The organism is Winogradskyella sp., assembly GCF_965656915.1.
Lineage (GTDB): Bacteria > Bacteroidota > Bacteroidia > Flavobacteriales > Flavobacteriaceae > Winogradskyella.
Genome location: NZ_CBFHMI010000016.1, coordinates 13575 through 30329, shown reverse-complemented (window position 1 = coordinate 30329; position 16755 = coordinate 13575). Strand labels below are relative to the sequence as shown.

Below are 16755 nucleotides of genomic sequence, written 5' to 3'. Positions count from 1 at the left end.
TTAATCCTTAAGGCATTTGCGTTAAGGATTTTTTATTTTGCTAACCAATACTGTGGGTTGAGTTTTTGGCTGTTTTTATAAATCCTGAATCCTAACATGGCTTCACCACTAGATTTGCTGGTAAACACCTGTCCTATAACCTGACCTGTTGTAATTTTATCACCTGACTTTACGTAAATCTTAGAAAGGTTAGTATATATAGTTAGGTAATTACCATGTCTTACAATAATAGCAGGATTACCATTTTTTACAATGACAATTTTAGAAACTTCTCCGTTAAAAACTGCTTTTACATCAGCATTGGCTTCTGTGGCAATTTTAACTCCAGGATTATTAACCTCAACGGAACTATCCGTTAAAGACCGTCCTTTTCCAAATTTAGATTTAATAACTCCTCTAGATACAGGCCAACCCAATTTTCCTTTATTTGATTCAAAATTATCACCAACTATTTTATCCGCAGGTGTTAAGACAAATTTTCCGGTAGAAGTGGCTTTTCCTGCTTTTTTATTAGATGCCGCAATAGCTTCTCTAATTAATCGGTTAATCTCTTTGTCTAAGCGATCTGCTTCTTGTTGTTTCTTTTTTATCTGAGCGGCAAACTTGCTCATATCAGATTTAATAGAAGCCATTAATACTTCACGCTCTTTTAATTCCTTTTCTAATTCGCGCTTGGCTACTCTATTTTCTTCAATAAGCTTTTGCTTGTCTTCTTTTTGCTTTGACAGCTGTATGTTTAAATCTTGTAATTCTTTGGTCTTTGCCTTAATAGCTTCTGCTTGCTCTTTCTGGTAATTAGCGTATTGTTTAATATACTGTAATCGCTTATAAGCTTGTTTAAAGTTATCCGAAGACAATAAAAACATCACCTTACTCTGCTCAGATTTACTTTTATAGGCCTTTACTAACATTGCAGCATAATCATCCTTTAATTCTTGTAGCTGCGTTCTTAGGCTTGTAATCTCTTTTTGATTGGTATTAATTTCTCTGGTCAATAAATTAGCTTGTTCATTAGTCACTCTAATAAGGTTTTGTCGTTTTCTTACCTTATAGGTTAGGTCTTCAATTAATGAAATTTCAGATTTCTCTTCTTTCTTTTTTCCTTGTAGAATAGCCCTAAATTCCTTTATTTCCTTTAAAATCTGTTGACGTTGCTGCTCTAAAGCTTTTTGTTTGTTAGATTGTGCGTCTAACGACAACGTAGATAGTAAAAATCCTAAAAGGATATAAATATAAAGTTGCGTGTGTTTCATTATCTAATGACTATTTCTTTATAACCTGAAGGAATTCTGAACGGAAACCGTACTTCTTCATTAAGTGAAACGGATTTAAACTCCATAGTAATGGCGACTTCATCAGATTCTTCAACGGCAACAATTCTTATATTTTGAGGTAAGATTTGTTTTTTAACTTCTTGATAGGACGCATAATCGACCTGAAGCATACGTTTTTTTAATTGCTGAAATAACTGAAGGCTATCCATCTTAAAATGAGATGGATTAACTAAATAAAATAGCTCTAACAGCACGTTTTGATCTTTAGGCTGTAAAGCATAAGAATTGTTGTTGACAGATACATTGTGAGGTTCCTCTTTGAGATTGTAAATGGCCTGTCCTAAAAGGATGTTTTGCACTTTATTGAAGTCTAATTCTACTCCAACAAAGTCACTTAACAACTTATAATCTCCATCAAAATACTCGTTGTCCAATTTATTATAAAATCGAACACGTTCTGGTGTAATCATCATCCTAGCCAAACCTAATTTTGCGCTTAACCAAATCACTTTATCTTTCTCCATACGCATATTAAACGTAGACCCTTGTTCTTTTTGATTTTGAATTATGTCTATTTTTACTTTTGCTTGAAAAGTTTTAAAATCAGTTTGCGTTTTTTGATGTTGTCTTATTACCTGTTTGGCAGAAAGTTTCTCACTCGCTTCACCGGAAGCTATTACACTTTTAGCAGACTTACAACCAACTAAGAATACCACTAAAAATAAGCTTAGCATTAATTTGAAACCCGTATGAAATTTTATTAGCCTCATTTATTGTTCTGCTTTTATGGCTTGTGCCTTTTTAGCAAACGTTTCAGATTTGGTAATATTATTTAAACCTTTGTAAGCAATGCTAAGTTCGGAATAAAAATCTGCTTCCATATTTGGGTTGTCAATCAGAAAATCTAGACCCATTTCTAAGCTGTCACGTGCTTTTTTGTATTTATTTAATTTATTCTGTGCCACACCATTAACCAAGTATAAAATTGGTTGAGCTGGATATAATTCTAAAGCGTTTTCGCTATCCGTCACCACTGTTTTATAATCTTGTAAATCTAACTGCAATAACAAGACATCCTTAATGAGTTTAAAGTCATTTGGGTTTTGATTTAATGCAGCTTTATAGTTACTGAGTGCCTTAACCTTATCTCCTGCCTTGAGGTAATATTCAGCCAAATCACTGTGTGTTTGGGCGTCTTTATTTTCATCGACCAAAGATGTTATATCAATTAAATCTGATTCGTATTCAGGGTTTTTTGACACAAAACTCACAAAGTCTTTAAGCACTTTTGCTTTAGCATCTGCATTTATTCCCGGACTTGTTAATGCTATTTTAACTGAGTTAATAGCGTCACCTACTCTGTCATCTTGCAGATAAAACTTATATAAAGCTAAATGGACAAATTTAGAATCTGGTTTTATTTTTAATAGATTCTGCGCCGCTTTATAGGCTTTCTTTTTGTCTCCTGTTTGGCTGTATCTATAAATAAGTTTTAGGTGATTATCTTCATTATTTGGGTTACTTGCTATGCGTTGTTCTAGATTTTCAATACGATCTTCTGCATTGCCTGTTATGCTGTAAATGTCATTTCGCATAGCATCTCTAGATTCACTTAGCCCATACTCTTCATCTAAGTCATCTAATAATTCTAAAGCCTGCTTATATTTCTTTTCTCGCACATATAATGCTGCTAAGTCTTCTTTATAATCTGGATGATATTTTACTAATTGCTTAATTGTTTTAATAGCATTATCTATATCTTCTTGTTGATAGTATACGTCGTAAAGCTCATCTAAAAACCACTCATTGTCTGGTTGCATATCAATGGCTTTTTTGAGATTTTCTTCTGCAGCTCCAAAGTTCTTTAGCTTACTGTAGTTTTTACCTAACTCAAAATAGATAACTGGCTTTTTACTATCAAGATTAAGGCATTTGAAAAGAGCTTCAATCGCTCTGTCATAGTTTTCAATACCTTTTTGTTTTAAGGCTTCAAAAAAGTGCTCTTGAAATTCGTCTTCTACATTGCCCAGGTCATCATCTGGTCGTTTGTTGAAGTCAACTTGAGCCATAGCAAGCATCGGCACTACTAAAAGTGCAATGAAAAGTCTTTTTATTTTCTTATTCAATTTCATTTGAGATTCTTCTCTATCGCTCTGAATGACATTATTAGTTCAAAAGTTATTCCAAAACTGTATAATCGCCAATACTAATTTTAGTAAACTCGCCATTATAAGTTACATGATTACCAATCATGGCTTCGTCTAAATTAGCATTTTTAATACTGGTTTGATTCTGTATTAGGCTATTTTTAACGGTTGTGTTTTCTATAACACAATCTTTTCCTATGGAAACATATGGCCCAACTGTAGTGTTCTTTAATACTGTTCCTTTTCCTATACAGCAAGGTTCAATAACTTTGGCATTATCTAAAACGACGGAAGCATCTATTAATTGTTCTTCGTTGTCTGCTGCTAAGAATCCTAGCATTTTAGCATTGGTCTCTAAGGTCACAGTTTTATTACCACAATCCATCCATTCGTCTACAGTACCTGTTTTAAATACTCTACCATCAGCCATCATGCGCTTAATACCATCATTAATTTGGTATTCACCACCATTCATTACATTTTCGTCGAGCACTTCCTGTAGTTTTTCTTTTAAAACCGAAACGTCTTTGAAATAGTAAATTCCAATCACAGCTTGATCACTTACAAAGGTCTCAGGTTTTTCAACAAGTTCTACTATATTTTCATTTGAATCAAGCTTCACCACTCCATAGGCTTCTGGATTAGCAACACGTTTTGTCCAAATAACGCTATCTGCTGAAGGGTCTAAATCAAACTCAGCTCTAATCAGTGTATCTGCATAGGCAATAACAGCAGGACCAGATAAAGATGGTTTTGCACTCATAATAGCATGACCTGTTCCTAAGGGTTGATCTTGTCTGTAAATTGACGCTTTAGCACCTAAGTCTTTAGCTAATTCAGTTAAACTTTCCACAACATCATCACCAAAAAATGCCTGATCACCTAATACAAAGGCAATTTCTTCTATGGGTTGTTTTAATACTTTAGCAATATCCTTTACTAAGCGATGGACTATAGGTTGACCTGCAACTGGTATTAATGGTTTTGGTACGGTTAAACTATGTGGTCTAAGGCGAGAACCTCTGCCTGCCATTGGTACTATTATTTTCATTTTTTAAGTTTATGCGTTTATCTGTTTATTTGGTACCTGTACTTCCGAAACCACCTTCTCCTCTGTCGGTCGAGGATAATTCTTGTACTACTTCCCACTCAGCACGTTCATGCTTGGCTATCACTAATTGTGCGATACGTTCTCCATTATTAACAGTAAAATCTTCATTAGATAGATTAACTAAAATCACGCCTATTTCCCCTCTGTAATCGGCATCAATAGTACCAGGTGCATTGAGTACCGTGATTCCATTTTTTGCTGCTAAACCACTTCGTGGTCTTACTTGCGCTTCTGTACCGATAGGAAGTTCTATAAATAAACCTGTACCGACGATGGTGCGTTCAAGAGGTTTAAGCGTTCTAGATTCTGTTAAACTAGCACGTAAATCCATTCCGGCAGATGCAATGGTTTCATAATGTGGTAAATCGTGTCTCGATTTATTTATAATTTTAATTTTCATGCTTTCAACGTTTGAAGATTTTTTTTAGTTGGTTCTTTTCCAACATAATAACCAATCCCAAAAATACAATTAACATTGCAATTCCTATAAGGAATTCTCCACGATATCGATAGAAAGATAACGCAGATAAACCAATAGAAATAACTAAGTATAATCCAATCTTTTTGAGATTATAAGGTATTGGGTAATATTTTCTCCCAAAGTAATATGATAATAACATCATAGTTGCGTAAGCTATAAGTGTAGCAAAAGCAGATGCTTTGTAACTATACGCTTCTATAAACATAAAATTTATTATTAGCGTTACGATGGCACCAATGACCGAAATATAAGCACCAAATTTTGTACGATCGGTAATCTTGTACCATACAGAAAGATTGTGATAAATCCCTAAACAGAAATTAGCCAAAAGTATTATTGGAACAATCCACATCGCTTCCCAATAGGCTTCACTTCTAATTATAAAAGGTTTAATTATATCGGCAAATACAACAACAGTTAACAGAATTATAGATCCAAATGCTACAAAGAATTCCAAAATATTAGCATAATTTTTTTGTGGATTTTGAGTCTTTGCATGACTAAAAAAATAAGGCTCTATTCCTAGTCGATACGCCGTCGCAAAGAGTGTCATAAATAACGCCAATTTGTAGCAGGCTGAGTACATGCCTATTTCATTCTCGGCAACATCTGCTGGCAATAATTCTTTAAGCAATATTCTATCAAAGGTTTCATTGATAGAGAAGGCGATACCAGCTATTAAGACAGGCAATGCGTATCGCATCATTTGTCTCCAAAGTTCTTTATCAAACTTGTATTTGAGCTTGGTATAGAACGATAACATTAATACAAGTGTAAATGCGCTGGCTACTAAATTTGCGATGAATATATAACTGATTTCATAGTTAGGTTTGTAAATACTCTCTAATAACCCTTCTTTTTGCGCTAAGTCTTTTAAGGCTAACAAGAAAAATAGATTTAGGCCTATATTGATTATAACATTGATTATTTTAATAATGGCATATCGCGCGGGCTTTTCGTTAGCTCTTAACCATGCAAATGGAATAATTACTAAAGCATCTAGAAGCAATATCCAAATTACCAGGTTGATATATTTTGTGTCAATACCAATGTATTGAGAGATTTGATTCTGAAATAGTAATGCAACACTAAAGAATCCAACAGAAGAAACAATTAATGAGATTGTAGACGTTCCTATGACTTTATCTTTGTTATCTTCTTTATTGAAGAACCTAAAAAAAGCCGTCTCCATACCATAGGCTAATATGACATTGAATAACACAAAATACGAGAATATTACTGATACTTTACCATATTCTGCAGGATTTGCAAGAACAGCTTCGCTTGTATATAGTGGCACCAATAAAAAGCTTAACATTCTGGGCAGAACCGTTGCTAAACCATAAATGAATGTTTGCTTAAAAAGTGACCTAAATCCGCTCAATCGTATAAATTATTGTCTTGTCCAAAAGTATTAAATATAAATTGGTCATGTAGTCTCAACCCATAAAAAAGCCTTACCATAAAAGTAAGGCCATTAAATAATTTAAAGTTAACTACTTACTCATCATTCTCTTCGTCTAAAGTAGCTAAACCCGATGCGCTTTGTCTTACATAAATTGAAGGTGGACCATTTTCGTAATACGTACCAGCAAATTCTGTGATTTCATTTATTTTGTAATATTTTATTACACCTTGTTCTGTATAGCTTATGACACATTCATTGATTCCTAAAGTAAATGGGTAATTTTCTGGTTTTTCAGGAATCCCAAATGCGTAATTCTTTGATGGGTTTTTTAGAATGGCTATATATTTACCATTTTGCTTTGTTAAGCGTCCTTGTAAATTTCTAAAGAAAATATTCTCTATTGAAACGTTCTTTGCCTTGTCAGATATAGGCACAAAAATATTAATTCCTGTACCTCCAACTTTAGTACCTGCATACCATTCTTGGAAGGATACAGGTTTTACATTAAATGGAATCTCATCTTGAAAAGCAATAGCAGTTTGAGTACTTGCGCATTGGTAAGTTGTAGAAATAAATACCGTAAATAATAGGGCGTAGCTCGCTTTTTTAAGTAGTTTCATAACATTATAGGTTAAGGTTAAGGTTAAGGCAACCAATATATAATATTCATCTTTTAAGCGGCATTATCTGTATTTCATCGATAAAATGCAAAGAAAATACCAATACAACTAAGAAGTTAAGTTGGAAAATGGCAAGTGTCTACAAATTGTTTGGAGAGCCTTCAGGGTAATACACTCCTTCCTTTTCTCTTAGTTTAGATATTTTAAGGTATTTAATTTCCCCAGATTCAATGTAGCTTATAACACACTCCATTCTGTTCAATTCAAAAGGGAAAAATGGTTTTTCCTCTTTTTTGTTAGCTGCCTCTATGCTCATATCTCTATCATAAGGGGATGGAGGATTATTTAATTGCGCTTTGTACATAGCAGCGCCTTTTACTAGCTTAGCTTTTAAGTCTCTAAAATAGACACTGTCCATAGTAACTTTTTCATCAGGATTTAGATTAGGAAAGTAAATATGATAACCAGATCCGCCTTTCCTTATACCCGCTGTCCAGGTTTGAAAATATGGTCCTTTTGGTGATAAAACAGATTCTTTTTGAAGTTTGTACTTAGAACTTGAACAGTGAAATAAAGTGAATGTGATGCTATACAACACTAAAGTGGTAATAAATTTCTTCATTGTTAAGAATTAAGACTTTAGTCTCAAAGTTAATAAATCTAATTATTACGTATAAAAAAACCTAGCTTCATTAAGCTAGGTTTCAATATTAATAAAATTTATATAGATTTAATTATTTAAAGCCTCAGCACCACCAACAATTTCAAGTATTTCGTTAGTAATTGCTGCCTGACGAGCTTTATTGTAAGTTAACTTCAATTGATCTCTCAATTCTGTTGCATTATCCGTTGCTTTGTGCATCGCTGTCATGCGTGCTCCATGCTCTGATGCAAATGAATCTCTAATCCCTTTAAATAGTTGTGTCTTTAAAGATTTAGGTATTAATGTTTCAACTATTTCTTGTTTAGTTGGTTCATAAATATAATCTAAATTTACATTAGCATTACCTTCAACTGGAACAATTGGTAAGAATTGTTCAGTCATTACAATCTGAGTTGCAGCATTCTTAAAACTATTGTAAACAATCTCAATTTTATCAAAATCACCCTCAACAAATTTTTCCATTAACATCTCTGCTATTTCTGCTACATTGTCAAAAGTTAAGTTATCAAATACTTCGCTTTTATTTGCAATAACTCTATCCTGCTTAGCAAAAGCATCATTTGCTTTTTTACCTATTGCTAATACTGATACTTTCTTATCTGAATAAACATCTTCAATTAATGCATTTGTCTGCTTAATGATGTTAGAGTTAAAAGCACCACACAACCCTCTATTAGATGTAATAGCTACAATTAAAACGTTATTAATCTCTCGTTGTACAGAATACTTACTCCCAGAATCTGCATCTAATGTTGCACTTAAACTCTGAAGTAACTCTGTTAACTTATTAGAGTAAGGACGCATAGCAGTAATTGCATCTTGAGCTTTCTTTAACTTAGCAGCAGATACCATTTTCATGGCACTTGTTATCTGCATCGTTGAAGATACTGAAGATATTCTGTTACGTATTTCTTTTAAGTTTGCCATCCTTTATATTCTAAAGACTCTTCGTTAATGTGCTTCGACTAGCTCAGCATGATACTCAGAGTGACATTAATTTAATTATTAAGCTCTATACTTTCCTGTAAGGTCTTTTGCAACACTTGTTAATGTATCGATAACCTCATCAGTCAATTTACCTGACTTTAATGTATCAAGCGTATCTCTATGCTTAGCATTTAAGAATTCGATATAATCTCTTTCAAATTCTTTTACTTTCTCAACAGGAACATCTCTTAATAAATTCTTAGAACCTGCGTAGATAATTGCCACCTGATCTTCTACAGTAAACGGATCATTTTGTGCTTGCTTTAAGATCTCAACGTTGCGCTTACCTTTTTCAATTACATTTAAAGTAGATGCATCTAAATCTGAACCAAACTTAGCAAATGCTTCCAACTCACGGAATTGCGCCTGATCTAATTTTAATGTACCTGAGACTTTCTTCATTGATTTAATCTGTGCGTTACCACCAACACGTGATACAGAAATACCTACGTTAATTGCCGGACGAACACCAGAGTTAAATAAATCACCATCTAAGAAGATCTGACCATCTGTAATAGAAATTACGTTAGTTGGGATATATGCTGATACGTCACCCGCTTGTGTTTCAATAATTGGTAGAGCGGTTAAAGAACCACCACCTTTTACCATTGGCTTAAGAGCTTCTGGTAAATCGTTCATCTCTTTAGCAATAGCATCATCATTGATAATTTTTGCAGAACGCTCTAATAATCTTGAGTGTAAGTAGAAAACGTCACCAGGATACGCCTCACGTCCTGGAGGACGACGTAATAATAATGACACCTCACGGTAAGCAACGGCTTGTTTAGATAAATCATCATAAATGATTAATGCCGGTCTACCAGTATCTCTAAAATATTCTCCAATAGAAGCTCCGGTCATAGGTGCGTATACTTGCATCGCTGCAGGATCAGATGCGTTGGCCGCTACAATTGTAGTATAAGCTAATGCACCTCTTTCTTCTAATGTTTTTGCAATGTTCGCAACTGTTGATGCTTTTTGACCAACGGCTACATATATACAATAAACAGGCTCACCTGCATCGTAAAATTCTTTTTGATTTAAGATGGTATCAATACAAACTGTAGTCTTACCTGTTTGACGGTCACCAATTACCAACTCACGTTGCCCTCTACCTACAGGAATCATAGCATCAATTGCCTTAATACCTGTTTGTAATGGTTCTGTTACTGGCTCTCTATAGATAACACCAGGCGCTTTACGCTCAACTGGCATCTCATAAGTTTCACCTGTAATCGGTCCTTTACCATCAATAGGATTTCCTAAAGTATCAACAACACGTCCTACAATCCCTTCACCTACTTTTACAGATGCGATACGCTCAGTACGTTTTACTGTAGAACCTTCTTTTACTCCTACTGAAGTACCTAAAAGTACAATACCTACATTGTCTTCTTCAAGGTTAAGTACAATTCCTTCTGCACCACCATCGAATTCTACTAACTCACCATATTGTGCATTAGCTAATCCGTAAGCACGTACAATACCATCACCTACAGTTAATACTGTTCCTACTTCGTCTAATGAAGCACCTGCTTCAAACCCTGAAAGTTGTTGTTTTAAGATTGCTGATATCTCAGCTGGTTTTACTTCTGCCATCTTTATTTATATTAGATAGATATTATCTTAATTTAATGTAAATTCTTTTTTTAATTTATCGAGTTTATTTGAAATACTAGCATTATATTGTATATCTCCAACTCGTAAAATGAAACCACCTAAAATGCTCTCATCTATTATATTTTCAACTTCTGCTTCTTTACCAGTAAGTTCTTTTACTTTTGCTAAAACTTTTGTTTTTAAATCTGATGTTAAGGGTACTGCCGTAGTTACTGTTGCAACTTGAGAGCCTCTCATCTGATCATATAAATGTATATAACTAGCCGCTACATCATTCAATAGCGCTAGTCTTTTATTAGATATTAGAGTATCTATTAAATTGGTTGTAGCCACATTAGCATTTTTAAATACTGATGACAATACACCCTTTTTATCTGAAGATCTTACTACAGGACTTTGAAGCATTTGACTTAATTCTTCACTTTGACCGATAGTGTAAGTGATTAATTTCATATCACTATTTACCACCTCAGCAGATTTTTGATCTGTTGCTAAGCTTAAAACTGCTTTTGCATAACGTATTGCTGCTCTTGATCCTGACATTTATTCTTAGTTTAAAGTTGCTTCACCTAACATGTCTTCAACCAACTTCAATTGCTTGTCTTTGTTAGATAATTCATCACGTACTACTTTTTCAGCTATATCCAATGATAATCCTGCTACATGACTTTTTAATTCTGCCATAGCCGCTTTTTTCTCACTTTCTATTGCTACTTGTGCCTGCTCAATCATTTTATTTGCTTGAGCTTGAGCTTCATCTTTTGCATCAGTTATCATTTTGTTCTTCATTTCACGGGCATCTTTTAACATTGCTTCGCGCTCCGCACGTGCTTCTTGTAAAATACGCTCATTATCTGCATGAAGATTCTCCATCTCTTTACGTGCTTTTTCAGCAGAAGCTAAGGCATCTTTTATACCTTCTTCTCTATCGCTAACAGCACCCAAAATAGGCTTCCAAGCAAACTTTCTTAAAATAAAAAGTAAGATTAAGAACGTAATTGCCGTCCAAAAAACTAATCCAAAACCTGGTTGTACTAAATCCATTTCTTTTGTGTTAAATAATTTAAATTTTATACACAGAAGCAACCAACCGTTACTTCTGTGTATAATTTAGTGCATTACTTATGCTGCTGGTGCTGCTTGTAATAAAGCAACAACAACACCAAATAGTGCTACCGCTTCTACGAAGGCTGCTAAGATTAATGCAGAAGATTGAATCTTTCCGTGCATTTCTGGTTGACGAGCCATAGCTTCCATAGCTGACCCACCAATTTTACCAATACCTACACCAGCTCCAATCGCTGCTAAACCAGCTCCTAACGCTGCAATTCCATAAATAGTCATAATATAAAATTTAAATTAATTAATGATGCGCTTCTTCAGTTGCCATCCCAAAATAAAGGGCTGACAATATTGTAAAAATATATGCCTGTATTGCTGTTACAACAATTTCTATAACCGTAATAAATAATGAAAAGGCTACAGATACTGGTGCTATTGCTACAGATTTAAAAATAAATATTAAAGACATTAACGCTAAAATGATAATGTGACCTGCTGTAATGTTGGCAAACAAACGAATCATTAACGAAATTGGCTTTGTGAACATACCTATGATTTCTATAGGCATTAAAAATATTTTCATTGGTACAGGAACGCCTGGCATCCAAAAGATGTGTTTCCAGTAATTCTTGTTACCACTTAATGTTGTAATAATAAAGGTGAATATTGCTAATACCATTGTAAATGCAATATTTCCACTTAGATTAGCGCCATTTAAAATTGGTATTAAACCAAAAATATTGTTAATCCATATAAAGAAGAATATGGTTAACAAGTACGGCATGTATCTCTTGTATTTGTGTTCGCCAATCATTGGCTTTGCAATCTCATCTCTAACAAATACAACTAATGGCTCTACAAAACTTCCAATTCCCGAAGGTACATTGTTTTCGCTTTTTCTGTAACTGCGTGCAGCTGAAAAGAAAATAAACAATAATACTGCTACAGAAACCCACATCATAAATACGTTTCTTGTAATAGAAAAATCTAAAGGTTTTGTTCCGTTAATTATATTGTGCTTCTCATCAAACTTAGCCTCAAAAGCTCCTTCGTTTAATTGATAAATTTTTTCGTGAAACTTTACAAACTTAGCACCGTTTCTTTCAACGACTTCATGACCAGAATCATCGTGATGAAAAGCAGAGGACAAAAAAGTCGTTAAGCCATTATCTGTCCAAAGAATAATTGGTAAAGGTAATGAAACAGGTTTTTCATTCCAGTCAATAATATGAAACTCATGAGCATCTTTTACGTGATGCATAATCATTTCTTTTGGATCAAATGTTTCATCATCTCCTCCTTCTTTCGTGTCTTTGGCAAAACCAACGCTACATACTGATAAAAACAGAACGGTAAATACTATACGTTTAAAGTTGCTTAATGTCATTATCTACGGCTTTAAAATACCATGCTTTAAATTCCGTGCAAATGTACGTACATTATATGAATTGACAAACAATAATTTTGCGATAATTTTTTAAGGTCTTTCATCGATAAAAACCTTTGATATATAGACTGTTTTAAAAATTATGTCTTAAGGCTTTTGAAGAAATTTTGTAAGTGCAAAAACCTCGAAAAATAAATACAAGAAATAAGGGATGAAAAAATTGAAAACGTCTGGTTGTTTGTTTTTAAAATCAGACAATATTAGTGGTAATAGAAATAATATTGCCAATACCATTTTTATGATGGTCATAGCCATGAATAAATTAAATATGTCTTTTTTTCCAGAGGAATATCTATAGTTAATAAAAGTAAATAATAAAAAAGTAATAATAAGGTGGAAGGAATATATCTGCCACATAGGGAAAAAGAACGTTATGTCCCCTGCAAAATTATGTAATAGATAACTATGAATTGCAAATAAAACGGCACTTACACCTACTAATTGAAGTAGAAAAATAATTTGTCTTTTTTTAAACTCTTCCATTTTTATTTATGAATTGTCTTTTGAAGCTGCAATTATACGTCTTATTACAAAAACAATAGATAAAATAACTGACAATAACGATAATACTAGTGTATAGAGATTGTGTTTATTCGGATAATATTCATCCAGTTTTACACCTAAGTATGTACCTATTCCAATGATTGCAAACATTTGGATAGCAATACTTGAAAAACGAGCATATGAATTAAGCTTGTCTTTCTGTTCTTTGGGATTGTGAGGATTGTTGTGATTTGATTGGCTCATTAGATAATGCTTTTACCGCTCCCTTCATGCTACAGGTCGCATTAAAGGTTGCTCCTGGTTCTACAGCTAATTTGCTTACCTGAACCTCACCTTCTATGTGTGCTGTTGCTTTTAATGACAGCGTGCCTGAAAGAATGAGCTTACCAGAGAATTTACCTTCAAAATCTGCATTTTCACCTTGTAATGTGCCTTTAATGATGCCAGATTTACCGACTACAACTTTACCTGTAGTTTTTAAATTTCCGTCTATTGTTCCGTCTATTCTAAAAGGACCTTGGCTTTCAATATCACCAACTATTTTTGTGCCTTGTGCTATAATATTCTGCGATGTCGTAGTTTCCATACTTGGTTTGGTTTTTTTATTGTCTGAGGAAAACATGATTACTAATTTTTTTACTGTAATTTTAAATACGCACTTAAGTTTTTGTGTCGTTGAATAATAGAATAATTCGGTGATGAAATAGCAAAGTAGGGTTTGGTAATTTTCGGTTTAACTGGTCTACCTCTTTTATCTTTTTCATCGGTTTGTAAAAGTTGGGCAAAACCACTTGCTCCCGCAATACTTTTTAATCCATGCACCACCACAAAGGTAGTATTTTCATCATAGACATCTTTAGAGGTTGTTAAATCAAAGTATTTAACTTTTGCTACTTCCTCATCTAATATCTTTATAAAGGCATCTATATCTTCGTCAGAATTGTTTTCAAATTTGTAGATGACATTAAAGTATTCCGCTTTGTCATCTGGTAAAAATTCATTCTTAGCCAATGCTGGTATGGCCTCTTTCATTAACTGTTGCGCTTTTTTACCTTCTTCTGTATTGGCATATGTTAATGCGATATAGTTTACACCTTCCTTATAGGCTTCAAATCCGTAGAGTCTTCCTTTGGCTGAAGCTTTAAGGATTTCAAATTTAGGCACAAAAGGGTCACCTTCCAGTCTTTTTATTTGTGTTTGAGCAGCTTCTATAACAGCAGCATACTCTTGGTTATTAAATTGTTCGTAAAGCTTGGTATAAATTGCTTCCGGACTATTTTCGTCTTTCGATAATTCAGATTGTGGATTTAGTAAAATTTCTGCGTATCGAGAGTCTGGATAATTCTTAATAATATCTGCTTTAACCAACTCAGCTTTTCTACTTAAACCTAACTCTTCGTAAATACGATATAAATTATATTTAGAAGGTAGGACTAAACGATCTTCAGGGTTGTTTTCAAGAAGTGTTTCTAATTTATTTTTAGCAAGCACAAATTCCTTGAATTTTTCCTTATAAATAATTCCCAATTGATAGTAAGCGTAATTGCGCTCTTTAAAAATACTGTCTATTTCTTTTTGTTCTGTTGGTAGTTGTGCTAAATAAAATTCGGGCGAAAAACGTTCTTCTTTCTTTTTTGATTTAACAACTTCCTTTTTAGCTGTGTTTTGAGTTGATACCAGTTGTTTAGATAGTCTCCAATTATCTTGCAGCTTTCGTTCTCCCCAAATTCGGATAAATTCATTCTTACCGTATGCAACAGTAGATGGGTTGTAAAAATAAAAACTACTTGCACCTCTTTTATTTGAATTCCCTATAGAAAGTGCATTAGGATTTCTTCCAATCTTTGCTTTGCCTTTATCAAACTTACTGTTTGCTTTATCTGAAGCCGACTTGTTTTTTCGCTTCTCTAAAATCTCTTGTTTCTTTTGTTCTTCTTCTATAGCTTTAGCTTTTAATTGCTCAGCATATTCCGTATAAATTGCTAATTGTTCTTCTTTAGGTAAACTAACCATATTAAGAATACTATCGTTAGTTTGCGCTATACCTTCGTAATAAATAACATCGTCTAGATTCTCTCTTTTCTTTTTAATTATACGATATGGTCTAGAATTCTCTACCATAGCTGTCATAGTACTATCATAATATTCACCAGCAGTTTTATAACTATTGCGATCAAAATACATGTTCCCTAAAGTCTCATAATTTAAAGCCGTTAGGTAATTGTCGCCTTTACTTTTTGTGAGTGACTTATTGTAATAGACTTCAGACAAACTATCTGAGGCATTCTGACGATGAAACTCTGCAATACGATAATATATCTTGTCTAAATAAGGGCGATTTTCTCTGTTTTCTTCTAAATCGGTGAGGTATTCTGTAAACTCATCTAGGTTTCCATTCTCAGGATCAAAATTGTAAGATTTTTGTAAATGTGCATTGATGTAAAAAGCACGTGGAATTTGACGATGCATGTCTATAACAGCATCAAACTCTAAATTAGCACTATCCTTTTTTCCAAACTCATTAAACAACTGTCCTCTAATAAAATGATAACGAGCTTTTTCACTTTTAATCTTGGTGTTTTTTGCAGCAATAGCCAATTCTGCCATAGCACTATCTTTGGTTTCTATATTAATATAGGCTTGTGCCAGAGTTGCCGTTGCGTCTGCTAAGTCTTGATCCTCCAAGAGCTCTTCTCGCATTAAACGTTTTAGTTTTTTAATGGCAATCTGATTATTGTCTAAACGCATATCTGCTTTTTCTCGCCAAATCTTAACCTGATTAATTTTGTCGCTAGTTGGATATTTGTTTAAAATATTATTGAAAGCTGCAAGTGCTGGTACAAAACGTTGATCAAAATACCTAGCTTTCCCAAGCAATAAATATGCTTCGTCTATTTGAGGATTTTTCTCTTTTCCTTCGATATTCATGCCATGCAACTGAATAGCTTTTATGGCCTTTTCTTCAGCACGCTCAAAATCTTCATTTTTGGTTTGTCCAGGAAGAAAAACATCATCCTTAACGTCAATTCTCTCTATCGGTAGTAATTCCCAAAAATTCTCAGTGTACTCATTATTAACAGCTGCTTTGCCTCTTTCTAGCGCTATATTTCCATTATACAAAACATTGTATTTGGTACCTAAAGCATGAAAGTTCCTGTTAATAAACGTGTTTTTTTTACGCGAACAACTTTGGGTAATAAGCGCAACACAAAAAAGAGATAATATGATTTTGAAATGGGTCTTCAACGTTGGTTCTATTTGATTAATAGATAACTAAATTCTAACGTATTTAGTGTGTTAAGTGGTAAAAATAAACATCTTTTTGAATTTTAGGCTTAATTTGAAGGTTTTTCAGGGTCTTAGAACTTCTGTAATAAGAAAACCCACGATAAATATTTATCGCGGGCCAACTTGAATCTTTAGGTTTTTA

18 protein-coding genes are annotated in these 16755 nt (G+C 33.6%); 1 reads left to right on the top strand and 17 read right to left on the bottom strand.

Annotated elements, in window-relative coordinates; all coding sequences use genetic code 11:
• Positions 1 to 32: 32 nt before the first annotated feature.
• The 14 genes from ACTG3Y_RS06485 to atpB all read right to left on the bottom strand — a co-directional run bounded on the left by ACTG3Y_RS06485 (position 33) and on the right by atpB (position 12761).
• The gene (locus tag ACTG3Y_RS06485; RefSeq protein ID WP_439152112.1) at positions 33 to 1253 is read right to left on the bottom strand and encodes a murein hydrolase activator EnvC family protein; all 1221 of its coding nucleotides are present in this window, start codon (positions 1251 to 1253) and stop codon (positions 33 to 35) included.
• The gene (locus ACTG3Y_RS06480; RefSeq protein WP_439152111.1) at positions 1253 to 2044 is read right to left on the bottom strand and encodes a DUF4292 domain-containing protein; all 792 of its coding nucleotides are present in this window, start codon (positions 2042 to 2044) and stop codon (positions 1253 to 1255) included. The genes ACTG3Y_RS06485 and ACTG3Y_RS06480 overlap by 1 nt, the downstream gene beginning before the upstream one ends.
• A complete protein-coding gene (locus tag ACTG3Y_RS06475) occupies positions 2045 to 3406 on the bottom strand; it encodes a tetratricopeptide repeat protein (RefSeq protein WP_439152110.1) in 1362 nt (453 codons plus the stop codon).
• 46 nt (positions 3407 to 3452) lie between these two features.
• A complete protein-coding gene (locus ACTG3Y_RS06470; RefSeq protein ID WP_439152109.1) occupies positions 3453 to 4472 on the bottom strand; it encodes a sugar phosphate nucleotidyltransferase in 1020 nt (339 codons plus the stop codon).
• A gap of 25 nt (positions 4473 to 4497) precedes the next feature.
• Entirely contained in the window at positions 4498 to 4932 is a 435-nt protein-coding gene (gene dut, locus ACTG3Y_RS06465) for a dUTP diphosphatase (protein ID WP_439152108.1), read from the bottom strand.
• A gap of 4 nt (positions 4933 to 4936) precedes the next feature.
• A complete protein-coding gene (locus tag ACTG3Y_RS06460) occupies positions 4937 to 6397 on the bottom strand; it encodes an oligosaccharide flippase family protein (protein ID WP_439152107.1) in 1461 nt (486 codons plus the stop codon).
• A 116-nt stretch (positions 6398 to 6513) separates the two neighbouring features.
• A complete protein-coding gene (locus ACTG3Y_RS06455) occupies positions 6514 to 7041 on the bottom strand; it encodes a hypothetical protein (RefSeq protein WP_439152106.1) in 528 nt (175 codons plus the stop codon).
• A 139-nt stretch (positions 7042 to 7180) separates the two neighbouring features.
• Entirely contained in the window at positions 7181 to 7663 is a 483-nt protein-coding gene (locus tag ACTG3Y_RS06450) for a hypothetical protein (protein ID WP_439152105.1), read from the bottom strand.
• A 108-nt stretch (positions 7664 to 7771) separates the two neighbouring features.
• A complete protein-coding gene (gene atpG, locus ACTG3Y_RS06445; RefSeq protein WP_439152104.1) occupies positions 7772 to 8632 on the bottom strand; it encodes an ATP synthase F1 subunit gamma in 861 nt (286 codons plus the stop codon).
• 78 nt (positions 8633 to 8710) lie between these two features.
• Positions 8711 to 10291, bottom strand: coding sequence for a F0F1 ATP synthase subunit alpha (atpA, locus tag ACTG3Y_RS06440; protein ID WP_439152103.1), 1581 nt, complete (start codon positions 10289 to 10291; stop codon positions 8711 to 8713).
• A 27-nt stretch (positions 10292 to 10318) separates the two neighbouring features.
• Positions 10319 to 10855: an ATP synthase F1 subunit delta gene (atpH, locus tag ACTG3Y_RS06435; RefSeq protein WP_439152102.1), complete on the bottom strand. Its 537-nt coding sequence runs from the start codon at positions 10853 to 10855 to the stop codon at positions 10319 to 10321.
• 6 nt (positions 10856 to 10861) lie between these two features.
• Positions 10862 to 11356 (bottom strand): F0F1 ATP synthase subunit B, encoded by a 495-nt coding sequence (locus ACTG3Y_RS06430; protein ID WP_439152101.1) that lies wholly within the window; start codon positions 11354 to 11356, stop codon positions 10862 to 10864.
• A 78-nt stretch (positions 11357 to 11434) separates the two neighbouring features.
• Positions 11435 to 11656: an ATP synthase F0 subunit C gene (atpE, locus tag ACTG3Y_RS06425; RefSeq protein ID WP_439152100.1), complete on the bottom strand. Its 222-nt coding sequence runs from the start codon at positions 11654 to 11656 to the stop codon at positions 11435 to 11437.
• Between the two features lie 19 nt (positions 11657 to 11675).
• Entirely contained in the window at positions 11676 to 12761 is a 1086-nt protein-coding gene (gene atpB / locus ACTG3Y_RS06420; protein ID WP_439152099.1) for a F0F1 ATP synthase subunit A, read from the bottom strand.
• Positions 12762 to 12972: 211 nt separating this feature from the next.
• Here atpB and ACTG3Y_RS06415 point away from each other — a divergent pair, with 211 nt between their 5' ends.
• Positions 12973 to 13119: a hypothetical protein gene (locus ACTG3Y_RS06415; RefSeq protein WP_439152098.1), complete on the top strand. Its 147-nt coding sequence runs from the start codon at positions 12973 to 12975 to the stop codon at positions 13117 to 13119.
• Between the two features lie 191 nt (positions 13120 to 13310).
• Here ACTG3Y_RS06415 and ACTG3Y_RS06410 read toward each other — a convergent pair whose 3' ends face one another.
• From ACTG3Y_RS06410 to ACTG3Y_RS06400, 3 genes are read right to left on the bottom strand one after another with little or no spacing between them, the layout of a single operon-like run.
• Entirely contained in the window at positions 13311 to 13568 is a 258-nt protein-coding gene (locus ACTG3Y_RS06410) for an AtpZ/AtpI family protein (protein WP_439152097.1), read from the bottom strand.
• Positions 13510 to 13947: a bactofilin family protein gene (locus ACTG3Y_RS06405; RefSeq protein WP_439152096.1), complete on the bottom strand. Its 438-nt coding sequence runs from the start codon at positions 13945 to 13947 to the stop codon at positions 13510 to 13512. The genes ACTG3Y_RS06410 and ACTG3Y_RS06405 overlap by 59 nt, the downstream gene beginning before the upstream one ends.
• A 14-nt stretch (positions 13948 to 13961) precedes the next feature.
• Positions 13962 to 16571 (bottom strand): tetratricopeptide repeat protein, encoded by a 2610-nt coding sequence (locus tag ACTG3Y_RS06400; protein ID WP_439152095.1) that lies wholly within the window; start codon positions 16569 to 16571, stop codon positions 13962 to 13964.
• Positions 16572 to 16755: the final 184 nt, after the last annotated feature.

Excerpts from the sequence above, each read along its gene's own strand:
- ACTG3Y_RS06485 (WP_439152112.1), bottom strand. The coding sequence starts at position 1,253 with ATGAAACACACGCAACTTTATATTTATATCCTTTTAGGATTTTTACTA.
- ACTG3Y_RS06480 (WP_439152111.1), bottom strand. The coding sequence starts at position 2,044 with ATGAGGCTAATAAAATTTCATACGGGTTTCAAATTAATGCTAAGCTTA.
- ACTG3Y_RS06475 (WP_439152110.1), bottom strand. The coding sequence starts at position 3,406 with ATGAAATTGAATAAGAAAATAAAAAGACTTTTCATTGCACTTTTAGTA.
- ACTG3Y_RS06470 (WP_439152109.1), bottom strand. The coding sequence starts at position 4,472 with ATGAAAATAATAGTACCAATGGCAGGCAGAGGTTCTCGCCTTAGACCA.
- dut (WP_439152108.1), bottom strand. The coding sequence starts at position 4,932 with ATGAAAATTAAAATTATAAATAAATCGAGACACGATTTACCACATTAT.
- ACTG3Y_RS06455 (WP_439152106.1), bottom strand. The coding sequence starts at position 7,041 with ATGAAACTACTTAAAAAAGCGAGCTACGCCCTATTATTTACGGTATTT.
- ACTG3Y_RS06450 (WP_439152105.1), bottom strand. The coding sequence starts at position 7,663 with ATGAAGAAATTTATTACCACTTTAGTGTTGTATAGCATCACATTCACT.
- atpG (WP_439152104.1), bottom strand. The coding sequence starts at position 8,632 with ATGGCAAACTTAAAAGAAATACGTAACAGAATATCTTCAGTATCTTCA.
- atpA (WP_439152103.1), bottom strand. The coding sequence starts at position 10,291 with ATGGCAGAAGTAAAACCAGCTGAGATATCAGCAATCTTAAAACAACAA.
- atpH (WP_439152102.1), bottom strand. The coding sequence starts at position 10,855 with ATGTCAGGATCAAGAGCAGCAATACGTTATGCAAAAGCAGTTTTAAGC.
- ACTG3Y_RS06430 (WP_439152101.1), bottom strand. The coding sequence starts at position 11,356 with ATGGATTTAGTACAACCAGGTTTTGGATTAGTTTTTTGGACGGCAATT.
- atpE (WP_439152100.1), bottom strand. The coding sequence starts at position 11,656 with ATGACTATTTATGGAATTGCAGCGTTAGGAGCTGGTTTAGCAGCGATT.
- atpB (WP_439152099.1), bottom strand. The coding sequence starts at position 12,761 with ATGACATTAAGCAACTTTAAACGTATAGTATTTACCGTTCTGTTTTTA.
- ACTG3Y_RS06415 (WP_439152098.1), top strand. The coding sequence starts at position 12,973 with ATGAAAAAATTGAAAACGTCTGGTTGTTTGTTTTTAAAATCAGACAAT.
- ACTG3Y_RS06410 (WP_439152097.1), bottom strand. The coding sequence starts at position 13,568 with ATGAGCCAATCAAATCACAACAATCCTCACAATCCCAAAGAACAGAAA.
- ACTG3Y_RS06405 (WP_439152096.1), bottom strand. The coding sequence starts at position 13,947 with ATGTTTTCCTCAGACAATAAAAAAACCAAACCAAGTATGGAAACTACG.